The sequence below is a fragment of the Pseudoalteromonas sp. McH1-7 genome, assembly GCF_013366255.1.
GTDB lineage: Bacteria > Pseudomonadota > Gammaproteobacteria > Enterobacterales > Alteromonadaceae > Pseudoalteromonas > Pseudoalteromonas peptidolytica.
Map to the genome: position 1 here is coordinate 1 of NZ_JABWPQ010000042.1, position 17,090 is coordinate 17,090.

A 17,090-nucleotide genomic window follows, 5' to 3' on the forward strand; every position below is an offset into this window, starting at 1 on the left:
TATATGGCAGCAATGAACTTTGAAATTCTATCAATTACTATCTTGTAATCGGAGAGAGTCCATATATGGTATTAGATTAATTAAAGTTTTTAATATATTGGATAGATAAGTTCCGCCCCTGTTGTGGCACATGACCATCAATGAGTCGGGGGTCAAATACTGTAAACTTTTTATCGAATAAATTTTCTGCTTTCAGTTGAATTTTAGCGCTGTCATCTAGGTGAAAAGAAGCTGTGCCGCCAATTAAGTAGTAACTCGGTTGCTCAAAATCGTCAATTGGCGATTCAGGTGGTGCTGACATAAATGTGCTATCACGCCAAATTGCGTTCAACGTCACTTCCACGGACTCTTTTTTGTACGTAAAGGCAAGCGCCGAAAACTTTTTAAAGCTACCATTTAATGGCTCATCAAATAACTGTGTGTACGCAGCTTGAACCCAAGTAGTACTACTTAAGTTTATATTGGCATTGATCTCAATACCTTGCATGCTGGTCTCGAAGACATTGCCAAAAGTGAACTCTGCCTGTTCATCATCTATTGGCACTAAATTAATGAAGTCTTCCAATTCGTTATCAAACAACACGACATCAAACTGCTTAGACTCGTCTTGATAGTGCCAAACAAGCTCTGTTGTTTTTACATACTCTGACGTTAAATTTGAATTCCCCGTCGTCACATCATCATTAGAGTTCAATTCATTACTGACAGGCGTGCGGAATGACTCGCCGTACTGTAGCTTCAGCGTATTTACACTGTTATAGCTATATACAAAAGCAAGCCTTGGTGAGAGCTTATCATCAATATCTTTGACTTCGTCATAGCGAACTCCAGCAAACATACTAAGTCTATCGTTAAAAAGATATTTGGACTGAACATAGCCTGCATATGAGTCAAAATCTTGAAGTAACGGGTAAAATGGCGCATATTCCATGATAGTCCGAACACCACCTAGATAATTACGATTATATATAACAATATCGCCTACAGTTTGATCATAATAAGTTGTTCTGACTCCTGCTTTGCTTTGTTCTTCCTCTGACAATTCAATACCAAAGTTCCAGTGCAATGTGTTACTCTGTTCAAAATCACCATCTAAGTTGTAGGTTAAATCCTTTGACTGCCAAGCAGGTCCAACTAAAAAGTCCCCTCCTTGCGTGATCCCTATTTCATCAGCGGTAACGATCAGCCCAGCACTGTCAATATTATGTTCGATAAAGCTCACGGTGTGTGTTAATTTTAGTCGCTCTGAGAGTTGCGATTGATAAGCTAATATCGCGGCATAATTTTCGCTTTTGTGCTCATTTTCACGAGAATAACGCGCTAAGTTAAGAAATTCATCAAGTTGAGTTCGGTTATATCGAATTTGCCAGCTCAGCGCTTGTGCTTTCCCACCTACCGTAATGAATAGTGACTCCAAAGGATCCTTAACGGTACCAGAAAAGTAGTCCTCTCCAGAGCGTTTATTGAACCCGACGTTAGCGTAAAGTTCACTCTCATCAGCTAGTTGTGTAGATAGATTTATTGCAGCCTGAACACCGCCATGCTCTGCGTATCCAATAGACAACTGGTTACTTTGCTTTTTGGTTATCACATTCATAACACCAAGAAAAGCATTACTACCATAAAGCGCAGAGCCGGGGCCTCGGATAAATTCAACTTTATACACAATATCAATAGGAATGAATGGCGTATAGACGGACGCTTTACCAAAAGATGACTCATTCAGTCGCTGCCCATCAATCATCACCAACACATGCCCCGTATCTAAATACACCCCACGGGTATGCTCTTTTGGTACAGCGCCGACCCAATCACCTCGCGTCGATTGAAACCCAGGCACGAAATTCATCAAATCATATACATTATCAACACCTAAACTATTTATCTGTTCTGAGTTGAATACTGTAATACTAGATGGGACTGAAGCTCTGGTCTCATCGGTTTTCGTGGCTATTGAGACATTAACATTCAGCAACTCTTCAAATGAGAGTTGATAGAGATCTGAACTTGTCGCTTCTTGCTCTGCGACAGCGGTAAGAGGAGTTATAAACAGCGCAACTTTAATTAAGGCACTTAAATTTTTCATATATTACGAGCTCTATGTTCCCACACTTCACTCGTAGCGTTAGAGTAATCTAACCTACGTAGCAGCATATGATTAACTTAATAATACTTGCTCTTTGCTACTACGCAAGTTTTTGATTAATCTTTTCTTTTAGGCTGCTGCTACCTTTTTAGCTTTAAAATACTTAAACAAGCCTATAAGCGAAGCTGCTATCCAAAATAGCTCAATAACAAAGCTTGCTAAGTTAAAGTTATAGCAAAGGCTAATAAGCAAAAGAATCGCGCCAGTTAAATTCATCAGATTGTAGGTTAAACTCTCTGGTGATGCTTTCTCAAGCTGCAACATAAAGAACGCACCTACGACTAGGAAAGTACCGCTCATACCTATAATATCGAACATTAAATCGATCATGTTTTTTCCATTTTGCAAGACCCAATAGGCTGGCCCAGTTCCATGGGAAGGGTCGCTTTCATTCATTGAAACAGCAAAGACAAACGGCGAGATAGTAACAAACTAAAAAAATCAGGACAGGACATTTGTCTGTCTTTTAGTGAGAACTAAAAAAACATTAGCGCCATTATTTGAATGTGACTTTTCCGCCAATGATCTTCAATGCAGGAGCTCCACGAACGAGTGAATCACGGGCAAACACACTGCCACAACTTGGGCAGCTTGTCTGCTCCGCTGTAAAATCTTGACTTATACGTTCTTTGAAACACTTCACTAGGCTTCCTTTTCCGCCTTTACGATACTTAAACAACTTTTGTTTGCAACTGGCGCAAAAAATATCGACTGTTCTTACTGGGCCTTTTTTGTTTGGCTTTGCCATCTTCCTTTAACTCATGATACGTAACACAAACGCGATAAGTGTGAACTGTAGCATATGGTAGCCGCCGTTGACTAAAAACAACTTCAATGGACGCTGTTCAAAGATATAACTTATTCCCAAGGCACTCGCGACAAAGCAGATCCCAACTCCAGCTCCAAAGGCGGTAGCACCAATCAATGAAAATGATGGTGCAATTAGCATCGCCATAAATACGCTAGCTAGCAGCGATAACAAAAACGCCATACCAAATGTCATCTTTGGGTCGCTTGTTTGTAAATCTAACTCGGTAAGTCCACAGCCCTCTAGCCACGTTTTTTGAAATAACACAGGTGAATACCAAATCCCGCCCAACATGAAGGACGAGAGCGCAGCAAGCAAAATAGCCCATAGATTCAATGCTTCAAATGAGAGTATCATCGACTGACTCAGCATATTTCAGTTTAGTTAATAATCAGTATATGTGAAAACTTACTTATAAGCAGGTTTCTTTTGTAATTTCCTCTGTAATGTTCGTCGGTGCATATTTAGCTGACGTGCGGTCTGTGATATGTTGCCGTCATTCGCCTTTAAAACCTGTTGAATGTGTTCCCATTCAAGCCGCTCTGGAGACATAATTTCGGCTTCAAGATTGTCGGTTTTTTCACCCAATAAAGTCTGTAAAATCAAGCTTGTGCTTGCTGGTTTTGTGAGGTAATCATCTGCACCAAGTTTGATAGCTTCAACCGCGGTGGCAATACTAGCATAGCCTGTTAACAGTACCACTTTAGAGCATGGATGATGCTGTTTGATTGTGGCGATAAAATTAACAGAGTTTGCCTTATCCAGTTTCATGTCCAATAAAAAGTAGTCAAATGAGCAAGAATCAACTGCTGTTAACATCTCATCTATAGTTGTGACATGCTGAACAGTTAACCCATGTTTTTCTAGCCGACGCATAAGCGTTTGTGCATATGGCACATCATCTTCAACGAGTAATAATTTCATCTCTCACCTTTGGTAATTTGATAGTGCACTTTGTTCCGCCTGAGATGCAATTTTCTATCGCTAATTGTCCACCAAGCCGCTCTATTGTGGCGTGACTAAGAAGGACAGCCATACCTAATCCTGACTCACTATTCACCACATGCTGTCCAAGCTGCTTGAGCTTTTCTTCATCTATGCCCAATCCACTATCAAGGATCGTAATACGGTGTTCTGAGTCTGTTGAATTTAGCTTTATCTTGATATCAACTTGACCAGCTTGCTCGTTCGCTCTAACACCATTACTGATCAGATTCAAAATAGAAGGCGCGAGCATGGGATCATCGGTTAACTCCCCTTCGAGATTCTCTAATTCAAAATGAAAGTGTTGGTTTGGAAACTGTAAGCTAACTAGCTCGCTCAACTGCTCAGCAAAGCGTTCAATGGTAATAGTTATTTTTGATGCTGACTTTAAATACTCAGTGAACTCTCTGAATACGTCAAGCTGCTCCTTACAACGGAATAGTGGCTCGGACATGTCCGCTACACATGGCTCATTAGGATAAAGTTCATCTAACTCCTCATGTAACAATGCCAAATGCGCAATAGGCGTAGCTAGCTGATGCGTCGCTTGTGCAGCAGCGCTTCCTAACGCAATAATTTGTTCTTGCTGTAGCTGTTGTTCTCGCAGTGACGCTATAGCTCGCTCTTTCTTACGATTTTGCTTTACCAATAAACTCACAACGGTTGCCACAACAATGATTGTAAAAGTAAAGTTTACCAACATACCTAGTAGGTGTGTCGACATATCCATATGATGCACATGCTCATGGGACATTTTTATGTACAAATAAACGTAAGCACCAATCGCACTTGCCGATACCACTAACATATTCAACGTCGGTATTGTTACCGCAGCAATCACTGTTGGCAGAACCAAAAGGGATACAAACGCATTGGTAGCTCCCCCTGTCAAATCCAGCAAAATAGTCAAAAATAGAATATCTGCTAGCAGCTGCATCGTCATACCTACCGGCTCAGCCTCTTTAGTATGGCGGTAGGCGTAGATACTCAGTAATTGAAAAACCGACTCAGCTGCCACAACACCGACCACAGCAACAAAGTCAAACTGCTTGCCAAATACAAGCGCTGCAAATAGCAACATCAGTATTTGTATAACAATTGCCACTGAGCGCAATAATAAAAGTTGCCCCAATGCAGAGCTTGGTGAAAACGCAATGTTCATCATATGGTTTGAGTTTGACGGTTTTATCAAAATTATACCGATTTTAGTTAAAATTACTGTGATTAATATCAGTTAATCACGTCTTAGTCGATGGCATGTATCGCTTTTATGGCAATACCATGAAGGATTTGGTATAAATGAAAAAATTGGCCGACTGGTCGGATTAGATTAAGAGACACTATGGTTTACGCAAAAATCACAGGCTGGGGGAAATGTATTCCACCAGCAAGCATTAGTAATGACGAAATAAGTACTGTCGTTGATACAAACGACGAGTGGATAAGCACAAGAACAGGGATCAGAGCTAGACGTGTCAGTCATGTTAGCACTGCAGATCTCGCTACGGTTGCAAGCCAACATGCACTGGCCTGTGCTGGTGTAGATGGCAAAGATATTGACTTGGTGCTACTTGCAACTTGTACCCCTTCAACCATGGTTGCAAACACTGCTTCTTTGGTACAGAAAAACATTGGCGCAGTTGGTGCGGCAGCATGTGACACTAACGCTGCGTGCTCCGGCTTTTTGTACGCATTACAAAACGCCACAGCTCAAATCCAAGCTGGCATGATCAAAAAAGCGGTTGTAGTAGCCGCTGAACGCATGACTTGGTACGTTAACTGGGCAAAGCGTGACAGCGCAGTTTTGTTTGGTGATGGTGCTGGTGCAGTCGTTTTGGAGGCGAGCGAGGAGCCAGCGGGCTTACTTGGTACCAAAACAGGGTGTGATAGCTCAGATCGCAGCATTCTTCACATCCCAAATTATGGTACCGACATGGATCGCTGTGCGGGTACTGGGCCGTCGGATCTGTCGTTTGAAGGCCGTGAAATTTTTAAGCGTGCCGTAAAGGGCATGAGTGAAGCTTGTGATGACGTATTAAAACAAGCTTCACTATCGTTAGATGATATTGATGTACTTATCCCTCATCAGGCAAATCTTCGTATTATTCAAGCCATTCAAAGTCGATTGGAAATCGCAGACGATAAAGTAATGGTTAATATCGATAAATACGGCAATACATCTGCTGCAACCATTGCGATTGCACTATGTGAAGCTGTAGAAAATGGCTTGATCCAACCACACGCAAATATCATGTCAGCGGCGTTTGGAGCAGGCTTAACATGGGCCGCAAGCTATCTAAAATGGGGTGATAGAGTAACCCCAATTGCCAGCTCTGATGCCAGCCTACCTCCTTGTGATAAAACCGGACTTGAGTTAATTGCACCTGCGGTTGCGGTAAGTAGAGGTCAGTAATCGCCTATTTTACACTCAAGCCGTACTCCTTAGGTAAAGTATGGCCTGAATAACTCGATTTTGCCCTTGGGTGGATGGTAACATTGTTGCATTATTACCATCCACCCAAGGAGTTCACTGTGCTTAAAGCGCATACAGAAGTCAGCCAATTAGAACCTCAAGCCATTTGGAAATTCTTTGACCAAATTTGTGCTATCCCTCACCCATCAAAACATGAAGAAGCATTAGCAGGCTTCATTGTTGAATGGGCCGAAAGTAAAGGCCTAGCAGTTCGCCGTGACGAAGTTGGTAATGTGTTCATTAAAAAGCCAGCAACCGCTGGTATGGAAAACCGCAAACCCGTAGTGCTGCAAGCACATATTGATATGGTGCCTCAGAAAAATGATGATACTGCTCATGATTTTGTTACCGATCCTATCAAGCCATTTGTTGATGATGGTTGGGTAACTGCTACCGGCACTACATTAGGTGCTGATAATGGTATTGGTATGGCATCATGCCTTGCTGTACTGGACGCAGACGACATCAAGCACGGTCCACTGGAAGTATTGCTCACCGTTGATGAAGAAGCTGGGATGAGTGGTGCTTTTGGCTTGCAGTCAGGCTGGTTAGACGGTGAAATCTTACTCAACACAGATTCTGAGCAAGAAGGCGAGATCTACATGGGGTGTGCAGGAGGAGTCGATGCCTCAATGACGCTACCGCTTGAAAGAGAAGCAATACCTGCACATCATCAAGTTTTCGAGCTTTCTCTCAAAGGCTTACGCGGCGGGCATTCAGGCGTTGACATACATACTGGACGCGCAAATGCTAACAAACTTTTGGCACGTTTTTTAAAGCACCACATTGCAGATTTTGACTTCAAACTTATTGATATTAGAGGCGGCTCGCTACGCAATGCGATCCCTCGTGAAGCTTATGCCATGGTAAGCTTTGACAGCAGCAAGGTTGACCAATTTCAGTCTCTAGTTGAACAATATGAAACCACAGTAAAGCAAGAGCTTAGCGCTATTGAATCAGGGATCACTTTTGCACTCAACACCATCGATAACCATCATTTAGCACTCACAACAAAAAGCCAAAGCAAAGTATTAGCATTACTGAACGCCTGCCCAAATGGCGTTATTCGAATGAGCGATGATATAAAAGGGGTTGTTGAGACCTCTCTTAATATGGGGGTGATTTCAACCTCAGAGAAAAACCTTGAGGTGCTTTGCTTGATCCGATCATTAATTGATTCAGGCCGAAGTGATGTCGAAGGTATGCTACGATCACTCGCTGAACTGAGCGCAGCCGACATTGAATTTAGCGGAGCTTATCCCGGCTGGAAGCCAGATCCTAACTCGCAAGTTTTGGCGATATTCCGCGATATGTATGAATCTATCTACGGTGAGAAGCCGCATATAATGGTGATCCATGCAGGCCTTGAGTGTGGTCTATTTAAAGAGCCATACCCAAATATGGATATGATTTCTTTTGGCCCAACCATAAAGTTTCCGCATTCTCCTGAAGAAAAAGTAGAGATCGCAAGCGTAGGTCTGTATTGGCAACAAATGAAAGGAATACTGGAAAATATTCCAGAAAAAAGCGTTTAATTAATAAATAAAAGCCCAGGCGCTTAATCATCGCTGGGCTTTTTTACAACAGGTAAATAAAGCAGTTAGCTAAACTTTTTCTCGAGATAGCTGAACATCGTTCTCAATCCGAGCGCCTCACCGCCGACCGGTCTACCCGGAAGTGCTCTTAAGTTCCACGCCATAACGTCGAAATGAAGCCAAGGTGTAGTTTGAGGCTCAACAAATTCTTTTAAGTAAAGTGCCGCAGTAATAGAGCCACCAAATGGCGTTGAGCCACAGTTGGCAATATCAGCTACATCACTCTTAAATAACGCTTTATATTGATCAAATAGCGGCAGCTGCCAAATTGGATCGGCATTGCTCAGCCCTATTTCCATTAACTCAGCAGCAATTTTTTGATCTGTCGAGTAAAAACCAGGAAGCTCAGTTCCCAAAGCAATGCGACATGCACCGGTTAACGTAGCAAAATCGACTAAAAGCGCTGGAGATTCCGTTTGTGCTTCTGCTAACGCATCGCAAAGCACCAATCGCCCTTCAGCGTCAGTATTGTCTATTTCAACAGTGATACCTTTACGTGTTTTTATCACATCTCCTGGTCTAAAAGCATTACGCGAAACAGCATTCTCAACCGCAGGGATAAGCACGCGTAACCGCACCGGTAATTTTGCTGCCATAATCATATTAGCAAGTGCAATAACATGGGCTGCACCGCCCATGTCTTTTTTCATATTGCGCATACCAGACGCAGGTTTCAGGTCAAGTCCACCAGAATCAAAGCACACTCCCTTACCCACAAGCGTCAATTTAGGGTGCTTATCATCCCCCCACCGTAAGTCTAATAATCTTGGCGCATTATCACTGGCACGACCAACCATATGAATAGTCGGATAGTTTTGTTCTAGTAATTCATCACCAACAATTTGATCAAAATCAGCACCATATTGCTCAGCAAGTTCTGACATCACTTCAGCCATATGCTGTGGCATCATATCTGCGGCAGGAGTGTTTACTAAGTCACGAGCAAGGTTTATCGACTCAACTGTCGCTTTGACTTTGTGATAAGTCTGCTCATTGGCAATAGCCAGCTTAGCAACAATAGGTGCAAGCTCTTTGTAAGCGGCAAACTGGTATGCGCCGAGCAAAAAGGCAGTAGCGTTAGCTTCAACCAGCTCCTCAGCAATATCTAGAGTGTAAGTGCCTTTTGGTAGTTGTTTAGCAAGACTGCCTAAAGCCCAAAAATCTCCCTCTTCTTCAATCAAAACGATGACTCGCTCAACCTCATTAGAGCCTAAAGCAGGAATGACAATCGTTTTTTGTGACTGAAGTTTTGCAGTATTAATAAGTAATTGAACGGTTTCTGATTGCTTTGCTTGCCACGATACTAGGTCTGTCGCGGAAAAAAGAGAAATGGGTGTACCCATAGAAGAGTGAACGACTAGATTGTTCATGTAGGCCTCAAATTTATAATGTCCTTACGTAGATTAACAAGCCTAAAAAGAAAATTCACGAATTCTTGGTATCTGTCGGCTTTTTTTTCAAATTAAAGGAGCTTGGCAGCACATCGACCCCCACTAAGCTGCCTACTTTTACAATAATTGGAATGGTGATAGGAGCAAAAGGCAAAATCGCAAATACGCCTAGTCCAAGGCCTTTCAGTATATCAACAAGTTGTGCGTTAGCAGTCTTTAGTTCAGTCCTATCTGCTTTTCCCAAGGTGTAGCGCTTATAAATTTCAAGCATTTCTTTGGTTTCTTGCTTTTCTTGTTCAAGGGCACATTTAAGCGCAACCATAGCGCGGCGTAATCTGATCTGCTGCCGGCGTTTACTGATCCGAGCAACGCGCATCGGTGCTTTGTGAACAACTTTGATCAGTTTCATTCATTAACTCAAAAATAGTGATAACCCAAGTCTATCAAAGTTTACGCGCTTTTAGCTATTAGCCATTAGTACAAAAATATGTGCTAGCCATGTAGAGGGGTAATTTTTTTGTATAAAATACCCGACTCAATATGATTTCCCCACGACATAGCTAGAATTCTCGATCACACCTCTGCAACCAAGACGTGAGCTTTAATTATGCTCAAATAATAAACAAAAACTCAATATTCGCTGTTACCTTCCTCCGCTATTTTATCATCATAGATATGCAACAAATTAAGCTTAATGTGAGAAACCAAAGAAAAGCCATAAAACATCATCTTTAACAACAACTTATATTTAGGGTTTTGACATTCTTTATAGCGGAAACAAAAAGTTATTCAGAAAGTTGCAGTTTTCTAAATCGCTGCTAATTTTAAAAAAGCGCTTGCCAACACATAGCAAATTAAATTATATGTGTATTAAAGGTAAAAATATTATAAATGACCTTTTTATTGGTATGACAACAACAATCAACTGGGGAAACAGGATGAAACAAAATAGTAACACGCTGCGCCGTGCAATTCGCCTTGCGCTAGCGTCAGCTGCAACAACATCACTTCTTACAACAACTGCCATAGCTGAAGAGGCCGATAAGCCCAAAGTCGATGAGAAAATAGAAAAGATTGCTGTAGTCGGTTCAAGGGCTGCGCCTCGTTCTGTTGGCGAGTCGCCGGTTCCAATCGATATCATCGGCGCAGAAGATATGTCCAAAGCAGCGGGCTCAGATATGCTTGAGTTGCTCAAAGGTTCCGTTCCATCACTAAACGTGCATGCGAACCCTATCAGCGATGCAGCAACCTTAGTAAGACCAGCCAACCTACGTGGCTTGCCAGCAGATAGTACGCTTATTCTATTAAACGGTAAGCGTCGTCACCGCTCATCGGTTATTGCTTTCCTTGGAGGCGGTATTAACGACGGTGCACAAGGTCCTGACATTTCAGTGATCCCAAGTATTGCGCTAAAGCAGGTTGAAGTTCTTCGTGATGGCGCTGCTGCACAGTACGGTTCAGATGCTATTGCTGGTGTAATGAACTTCGTACTGAAAGACGCAAGTGAGGGAGGCTCTTTCTCAGTGCGCCAAGGTGAGTATTATGAAGGGGATGGCGACACAACTGTTATAGAAGGTAATGTCGGTTTGCCATTTACCGATAACGGCTTTGCAAACCTTAGCTTCCAATATAAGGAAGCTGATGCGACAAGCAGAAGTGTTCAACGTCCGGACGCTGCCGCTTACATCGGTGCGGGTGTAGAAGGTGTTGGTGACCCAGCACAAATATGGGGCGCTCCAGAAATTAAAGATGATATTAGTATCTTTGGTAATGTTGGTGTAGACGTTACAGATAATGCGCACTTTTATATGTTTGGTAATTACTCAGAACGCGACGTCAAAGGGGGGTTCTACTACCGGAACCCTCAGACCCGCCCCGGTGTGTATTCTAACGACGGTGGAGAAACACTACTAGTTGGAGACCTAGATGGCGTTGGCGTTGGTATTGAGTGTCCAGTCGTCAACCTTACTGACAGAAACGTTGAAAATATTCCGGCTTATCAATTAATTGCAGCCGATACCGAGTTAGGCCGCAACTGTTTCGCGTTTAATGAAATTTTACCTGGCGGTTTTACTCCAAACTTTGGTGGCAACATTACTGACACCTCTTTGACTATCGGTGTTGAAGGTGAGTTTCAAGATGGCTTTTTGGAAGGTGGCTACTGGGATTTAAGTGGCTCAGTAGGACGTAATGAGTCACGCTATTTCATTACCAATACGGTAAACGCATCTCTTGGTGCTGACACGCCAATGGATTTCAGCCCAGGTAAGTACATACAATTAGAAAAGAATTTCAATTTCGATGTTTCTAAAGGCTATGATTTTGATCTTGCATATGACGTGAATGTTGCCGCGGGTCTCGAATGGCATGAAGAAACCTTTGAGGTACTTGCAGGCGATGAAGCATCATTTATCGCAGGCCCACTTACGCAGCAAGGTTTTGGTATTGGTTCTAATGGTTTCCCTGGCTTTAAACCGTCAGCAGCCGGAGAATACACTCGTCGTAACTACGCTGCTTACATCGATATTGAAACCCCATTTACTGAAGACTTTTTAATGGGGTGGGCACTAAGATACGAAGACTACGATACATTTGGTTCAACCACCAACTTCAAAATTACTGGTCAATATCACGTTACCGAAGACTTCTCTGTACGTGGCTCGGTGAGCACCGGTTTTAGGGCACCAACGGTTGGTCAAGCAAATGTCTCTAACGTTCAAACAAACTTAAGTAGCGGTGTGCTAGTTGACTCTGCATTACTTCCACCAACTAACCCTGTCTCAGAGCAGCTAGGTGGTACAGAGCTGACTCCTGAAGAGTCAGAAAGCTTTACTTTAGGCGCAGTATACCGTTCTGGTGACCTGTTTATCACATTGGATTACTACAACATAGAAGTCACTGATCGCTTGAGTCAATCAGAAAAAATTGTGTTGAGTGATGCTGATAAAGAGGCACTTAAAGCGGCAGGTGTACCAAATGTAGATAATCTAGCTCAAGTTAGTTTCTTTACAAACGACTTCGATACCACTACTCAAGGGGTCGACTTGGTAGGTAACTACTCGATGGACATGCTTGGAGGTTACGCGACCTTCAGTGCAGCCTACAACTGGAATGAAACCGAAGTAGACCGGTTTTCTGCAATTACTGGTGATTTCAAGGTATCTCGTCTAGAAAACGACCTGCCAAAACACAGAGGCACACTAACTTGGTCCCAACAGTGGGATACTTTTTCAGGTTTTGTTCGGATGAACTACTACGGTGAATATCAAGGTGTCCACGTAGATTATGACGCAACGGCTAAAACAGCTGATGCAACTATCACGTTCGATGCAGAGTTAACTTATTTTGCAACAGATTCAATTAGCTTATCTGTTGGTGCAAATAATATTTTCGACCAAGATCCTGAAGAACTTGATTTTTATGACGCAACTGGCATTCCAAATAATAACTGGGGTGGCAAATACTACGAAACCTCACCATACGGTATAAATGGCGGCTTCTACTACGTCAAAGCAACATATACGTTCTAACTTTTACTGTAACCCAGAAACAAAGGCGAACTAGCAATAGCTATTTCGCCTTTTTATTTTTATTCTATTGAAAATTGATTAAGTAACTCTATTAGCACATGTTGTTATTACAGCGAGCCAACGAGCTGTTGGCAGAGAACAAACTTCGAGAAGCCGAGTTTATGTACAAATCGGTTTTAAAACAATCACCAAAAAATGGCGCGGCTCTTTTTGGTGTAGGTCGTATCTGTATGCGTTTAGAGCAGTATGATAATGCAATCTACTACTTAAAAAGAGCCTGTGAACACCTGCCAAAAATGCTCGAGCCACTTTTTGCATTAGCAGACGCTTTTTTAGCGGTTGGCTCACCAGTCGACGCCAAAACCGTACTTGAATACACGCTTAGCGTGGCAAAACATAATGCCCAAGCCCATTATCAACTCGGCCAATTTTATCTGGACTATGGCTTCATCGAGCAGGCAAAAAATGTTTTTAAAGCTGGGTTGAGTTGCCCACACAGCGCGGTGACTGCATTTATGCTTTATGAACTCGTACAAATGTCAAAACCAAACGCGCTCTCAAGCTATTTAATTCAATTAACTAAACTTGAGGAGGAGTTTGAAACCCCTAGACTGAAAACCGTTGTCTACTATGCAAAAGCAAAATGTCATGAGCGTTTAGGTGATTACAAGCTCGCGCAGGAGCATTTTGCGCTAGCAAATGAAACTCAGCTATCCTTGAGTGAGTTTCGCACTCTAGATATGCTTCCATTTTTTGAATCGATTAAACGATATTGTGGCCAATCTTTCTTTAATAAACCCAGTGATAAAGTAAAAACAACATTTACACCGGTATTTATTGTTGGTCTGCCAAGAACAGGATCTACGCTCCTTGAGCAAATGTTGGTGCAACACTCAAATATTGGAACTCTTGGCGAGAATACAGTGATCAGTGACAAAATTGTCCCCTACCTCAGTATGCGTAATAATGCTGAGTTTCCCGCATGCTTAAACCAACTCAGTAATTCGATGTTAGATCATTGCCGCATTCTCTATGTCGATGAAATAAAAAGACATAGAGTATCTGAAGAAGTTGTGATAAATAAGCTACCAGCGAATTTTCAAAATCTGGGGTTAATCCACAAGCTCTTCCCTGAAGCGCGAGTAATTCATTTAACACGCAATTTCAAAGCAACAGCTTGGTCAGTATACAGTAACCATTTCGCCGAAAGTGAACCTTATTTTTGCTCTTTAAGTGAGTTTGCCTTGTATGCACAAGCGCAAAGCGACCTTATGTCTCATTTTTACCAATTTATGAAAAGGGACATTTTCACGTTTAGTTACGAACAACTGATTGCTGAACCAGAAAAAACCATCAAGAAATGTTTGGGCTTTTTGTATCAAAAGTACGAACCTGAATGCTTGGACTTTCATAAGTCTAAAAAGCCAGTGCATACCTTGAGCAAAGCCCAAGTTAGAAAGCCAATCAGTACGCAACCACTAGAAAAGTGGCAGCGTTATGAAGGGTTTATTGAGAAGATGATCCCCCAACCGCAAAGCGATCAAACCACGCAAGCAAATCTTTAAATTGATCATCACGTGCATGTTTATGGGTTAACATATCTATGTGCCCATAATTATGTTGATGGCCGTGTGTTTTCCCATAAATCTTAAGCTCTTGGATCCCATTTCCTGACTCACTTATGAAAGCCTTAATATCAACAGGTTGAGCAAGCGCCTTATCTTTAACTCCCGCTATGTGTAAAGTCGGTGGTAACATTATATGTTGTAAAACAGAGGAGTAATCAAAGCCATCGTCTGAATCTATCCAAGGATTCTTTTGTGCCCAGTCAGCACTTTGAGCATGTGATTTTGAAGACTCATCATCGCTTCCCCAACCGAGCTTCTTCGCTGGTAGATAACCATACTTTTTGGAGTAGTAATGTGCAACATTAAACCATAACAGGTTTGCTTTAAGTAATTTACTGGGGTGATTATTATACAAGCTACGCTTAGAGCCAAAATAGACACAAGCTTTCACGTGCTGAATTTCACTTGGAAAGCGTGCAAAAACACTATTCATCAATACGCCCCCCCAAGAATGCCCAACCCAATATTGTGCTCTAGAGCCAGTGTATTGCTCGATAAAATTCAGCATTTCAGGAATTTCGTACAAAATTGATTCAGTTTGTCCGTAAGTCGCTTCTGAATCAATTTTTGGCGTGCTTCCACCTCGACCACGAAGATCACCCACAAAACAACGATAACCATGTTCAGCCAAAAAAGGGGCTAATCCTTTATTAGATTCAGTGTAGAAAATTTTACCATTCTCGACCGCACCATGCATAAAGAATACAACAGGACCAATACTACCGGGTTTCGCTATATATCTGAGGTGGAGTTTGTGCCCATCCTCTATATCTACTAACAGAGATTTTTGCTCTACCATTTCTTTGTTTTGATTTTTTAAACGTTTGTTCCTCATCGTACCAGTTGAGTGGTTGATAAGTAAACTCCAAAACAAGGCAAGCAAAAGTTGGTATGTCTTTAAGATAAAGTATTTTTTCAAGACTTAAGAGTTCGATTAAAAGTGTTATAATCTTTTTATTTATTCGAAGAACCCCGTGCATCCAAGAAACAAGCATAACTCTGGCTATGATCTCGATAAGCTCATAACACTCGAACCCATTTTAAAAGATTTTGCTTACAAACGAGCTGATGGTATCAGAAGTATCGACTTCGCAAACCCAGATGCCGTGAAACTGTTAAATAAAGCATTGCTTAAATCAGACTACGATATCCAAGTTTGGGATATCCCCCCACAGTTTTTATGCCCCCCCGTGCCAGGCAGAGCAGACTACATTCACGCGCTCAAAGATTTACTCGACGAAAGTGATTTGCCTGACAAAGTTCAAGGCGTAGATATTGGCACCGGTGCCAATTTGATCTACCCCATCTTAGGTTCAAGGGAATATAACTGGCGTTTTGTAGCATCCGATATAAATCCTGTTGCAGTAAAATGTGCTAAAACCATTGCAGAATTAAATAAGTTGCCAGTAAAGGTTCTTCAGCAAAAGCAGCCTAATCAATTTTTTAAGACAATCATAAAAGCAAACCAATTTTATCATTTTTCAATGTGTAACCCGCCCTTTCATTCTAGTGAAGCCGAAGCAAACAAAGGAACACAGCGCAAGTGGAGAAACCTCAATAAAACGCCACAAAGTTCACTAAACTTTGGCGGCCAGGCTCAAGAATTATGGTGTGAAGGTGGAGAAAAACGCTTCTTGCTTAATATGATAGCTGAGAGTGCCATGTACAAGGAGCAAATTTACTGGTTTACATCTCTCATCTCTAATAAAGACAATATAAAACCGCTTCAAAAGCAAATTAGAAAAGTCGCAGCAGAACAAGTGAGAATAATAGAGATGGGTCAAGGTAATAAGATAAGCCGTTTTATCGCATGGAGTTTTTTCAAACCTTCTTCATCACTATAACTTTAATCTAGAAACTTCAGTAAATGGATCCACGTGCTAGAACGCCTATCGCATTGTTGATTATTACCATGCGTTCGTCTCTAGTCACACAGCTCGGCGGGTAAACCGCCTCCTACCAGTGCTGCACTTTGTTGATGTCGTGGTGGGAGCGAGTTTACCTCGTGATGTTACAAAGTAGGATGTTTTTATTCTTTTTGTTTGAGAGACCCAACAGCTCGGCGGGTAAACCGCCTCTTCCCTGTCCAGCACTTTGCTGGTGTTGTGGTGAGTGCGAGTTTAGCTCGCGATGTTACAGAGTAGACTGTTTTATTCTTTTTGTTTGAGAGACTCAACAGCTCGGCGGGTAAACCGCCTCCTACCAGTGCAGCACTTTGTTGATATTGTAGTGGGAGCGAGTTTACCTCGCGATGTTACAGAGTAGACTGTTTTATTCTTTTTGTTTGAGAGACCCAACAGCTCGGCGGGTAAACCGCCTCCTACCAGTGCAGCACTTTGCTGGTGTTGTGGTGGGAGCGAGTTTATCTCGCGATGTGTTGATTGTTTTGTAATGTATTGATTGCTTTTCGAGGTGTCGATTATCTTGTGAGGTTTTCTTTTCAAATCCCACACAGCAGAAAACCCGTCGCATTGCTGCAACGGGTTTCTCTAATAAGGCCCTGACGATGTTCTACTTTCACATGGGAAGCCCACA

At 42.1% G+C, this 17,090-nt stretch carries 14 protein-coding genes; 5 read left to right on the top strand and 9 right to left on the bottom strand.

The window, feature by feature from the left end; genetic code table 11:
• Positions 1 to 76 precede the first annotated feature (76 nt).
• The 6 genes from HUZ36_RS21115 to HUZ36_RS21140 all read right to left on the bottom strand — a co-directional run bounded on the left by HUZ36_RS21115 (position 77) and on the right by HUZ36_RS21140 (position 5,130).
• Positions 77 to 2,086 carry a TonB-dependent receptor plug domain-containing protein gene (locus tag HUZ36_RS21115; protein ID WP_176033904.1) on the bottom strand — a complete coding sequence of 670 codons (2,010 nt, stop codon included), beginning with the start codon at positions 2,084 to 2,086 and terminating at the stop codon, positions 77 to 79.
• Between the two features lie 129 nt (positions 2,087 to 2,215).
• On the bottom strand, positions 2,216 to 2,476 hold the full coding sequence (locus tag HUZ36_RS21120) for a CBU_0592 family membrane protein (protein WP_125252825.1): 261 nt from the start codon (positions 2,474 to 2,476) through the stop codon (positions 2,216 to 2,218).
• A 166-nt stretch (positions 2,477 to 2,642) separates the two neighbouring features.
• A complete protein-coding gene (locus HUZ36_RS21125) occupies positions 2,643 to 2,894 on the bottom strand; it encodes a hypothetical protein (protein WP_125252782.1) in 252 nt (83 codons plus the stop codon).
• 6 nt (positions 2,895 to 2,900) lie between these two features.
• Positions 2,901 to 3,311 carry a DUF1761 domain-containing protein gene (locus HUZ36_RS21130; RefSeq protein WP_125252781.1) on the bottom strand — a complete coding sequence of 137 codons (411 nt, stop codon included), beginning with the start codon at positions 3,309 to 3,311 and terminating at the stop codon, positions 2,901 to 2,903.
• Positions 3,312 to 3,362: 51 nt separating this feature from the next.
• Positions 3,363 to 3,878 (bottom strand): response regulator transcription factor, encoded by a 516-nt coding sequence (locus tag HUZ36_RS21135; RefSeq protein WP_125252780.1) that lies wholly within the window; start codon positions 3,876 to 3,878, stop codon positions 3,363 to 3,365.
• Positions 3,859 to 5,130: a sensor histidine kinase gene (locus HUZ36_RS21140; RefSeq protein ID WP_254879613.1), complete on the bottom strand. Its 1,272-nt coding sequence runs from the start codon at positions 5,128 to 5,130 to the stop codon at positions 3,859 to 3,861. The genes HUZ36_RS21135 and HUZ36_RS21140 overlap by 20 nt, the downstream gene beginning before the upstream one ends.
• A 150-nt stretch (positions 5,131 to 5,280) precedes the next feature.
• On the opposite strand from HUZ36_RS21140, the gene HUZ36_RS21145 reads away from it, so the two are divergent.
• Together HUZ36_RS21145 and HUZ36_RS21150 are read left to right on the top strand one after the other, a co-directional pair.
• Positions 5,281 to 6,351, top strand: a complete 1,071-nt coding sequence (locus tag HUZ36_RS21145; RefSeq protein WP_125252779.1) for a ketoacyl-ACP synthase III — start codon at positions 5,281 to 5,283, stop codon at positions 6,349 to 6,351.
• Between the two features lie 119 nt (positions 6,352 to 6,470).
• Positions 6,471 to 7,946 (top strand): aminoacyl-histidine dipeptidase, encoded by a 1,476-nt coding sequence (locus HUZ36_RS21150; protein ID WP_176033905.1) that lies wholly within the window; start codon positions 6,471 to 6,473, stop codon positions 7,944 to 7,946.
• A gap of 65 nt (positions 7,947 to 8,011) precedes the next feature.
• On the opposite strand, the gene HUZ36_RS21155 is transcribed toward HUZ36_RS21150, so the two are convergent.
• The gene (locus tag HUZ36_RS21155; RefSeq protein WP_176033906.1) at positions 8,012 to 9,376 is read right to left on the bottom strand and encodes a leucyl aminopeptidase family protein; all 1,365 of its coding nucleotides are present in this window, start codon (positions 9,374 to 9,376) and stop codon (positions 8,012 to 8,014) included.
• 55 nt (positions 9,377 to 9,431) lie between these two features.
• Positions 9,432 to 9,806 carry a hypothetical protein gene (locus HUZ36_RS21160; protein WP_125252776.1) on the bottom strand — a complete coding sequence of 125 codons (375 nt, stop codon included), beginning with the start codon at positions 9,804 to 9,806 and terminating at the stop codon, positions 9,432 to 9,434.
• A 529-nt stretch (positions 9,807 to 10,335) separates the two neighbouring features.
• Between HUZ36_RS21160 and HUZ36_RS21165 the strand changes: the two genes are divergently transcribed.
• Positions 10,336 to 12,927, top strand: a complete 2,592-nt coding sequence (locus tag HUZ36_RS21165; RefSeq protein ID WP_128731301.1) for a TonB-dependent receptor plug domain-containing protein — start codon at positions 10,336 to 10,338, stop codon at positions 12,925 to 12,927.
• 98 nt (positions 12,928 to 13,025) lie between these two features.
• Positions 13,026 to 14,492, top strand: coding sequence for a tetratricopeptide repeat-containing sulfotransferase family protein (locus tag HUZ36_RS21170; protein WP_147390804.1), 1,467 nt, complete (start codon positions 13,026 to 13,028; stop codon positions 14,490 to 14,492).
• Here the strand turns inward: HUZ36_RS21170 and HUZ36_RS21175 are convergent.
• On the bottom strand, positions 14,434 to 15,354 hold the full coding sequence (locus HUZ36_RS21175) for an alpha/beta fold hydrolase (RefSeq protein ID WP_176033908.1): 921 nt from the start codon (positions 15,352 to 15,354) through the stop codon (positions 14,434 to 14,436). The two genes, HUZ36_RS21170 and HUZ36_RS21175, sit on opposite strands and share 59 nt — an antisense overlap.
• A 175-nt stretch (positions 15,355 to 15,529) precedes the next feature.
• On the opposite strand from HUZ36_RS21175, the gene rlmF reads away from it, so the two are divergent.
• Positions 15,530 to 16,399, top strand: coding sequence for a 23S rRNA (adenine(1618)-N(6))-methyltransferase RlmF (gene rlmF, locus HUZ36_RS21180; RefSeq protein WP_147390805.1), 870 nt, complete (start codon positions 15,530 to 15,532; stop codon positions 16,397 to 16,399).
• Positions 16,400 to 17,090: the final 691 nt, after the last annotated feature.

Excerpts from the sequence above, each read along its gene's own strand:
- HUZ36_RS21115 (WP_176033904.1), bottom strand. The coding sequence starts at position 2,086 with ATGAAAAATTTAAGTGCCTTAATTAAAGTTGCGCTGTTTATAACTCCT.
- HUZ36_RS21120 (WP_125252825.1), bottom strand. The coding sequence starts at position 2,476 with ATGATCGATTTAATGTTCGATATTATAGGTATGAGCGGTACTTTCCTA.
- HUZ36_RS21125 (WP_125252782.1), bottom strand. The coding sequence starts at position 2,894 with ATGGCAAAGCCAAACAAAAAAGGCCCAGTAAGAACAGTCGATATTTTT.
- HUZ36_RS21130 (WP_125252781.1), bottom strand. The coding sequence starts at position 3,311 with ATGATACTCTCATTTGAAGCATTGAATCTATGGGCTATTTTGCTTGCT.
- HUZ36_RS21135 (WP_125252780.1), bottom strand. The coding sequence starts at position 3,878 with ATGAAATTATTACTCGTTGAAGATGATGTGCCATATGCACAAACGCTT.
- HUZ36_RS21145 (WP_125252779.1), top strand. The coding sequence starts at position 5,281 with ATGGTTTACGCAAAAATCACAGGCTGGGGGAAATGTATTCCACCAGCA.
- HUZ36_RS21155 (WP_176033906.1), bottom strand. The coding sequence starts at position 9,376 with ATGAACAATCTAGTCGTTCACTCTTCTATGGGTACACCCATTTCTCTT.
- HUZ36_RS21160 (WP_125252776.1), bottom strand. The coding sequence starts at position 9,806 with ATGAAACTGATCAAAGTTGTTCACAAAGCACCGATGCGCGTTGCTCGG.
- HUZ36_RS21165 (WP_128731301.1), top strand. The coding sequence starts at position 10,336 with ATGAAACAAAATAGTAACACGCTGCGCCGTGCAATTCGCCTTGCGCTA.
- HUZ36_RS21170 (WP_147390804.1), top strand. The coding sequence starts at position 13,026 with ATGTTGTTATTACAGCGAGCCAACGAGCTGTTGGCAGAGAACAAACTT.
- HUZ36_RS21175 (WP_176033908.1), bottom strand. The coding sequence starts at position 15,354 with ATGGTAGAGCAAAAATCTCTGTTAGTAGATATAGAGGATGGGCACAAA.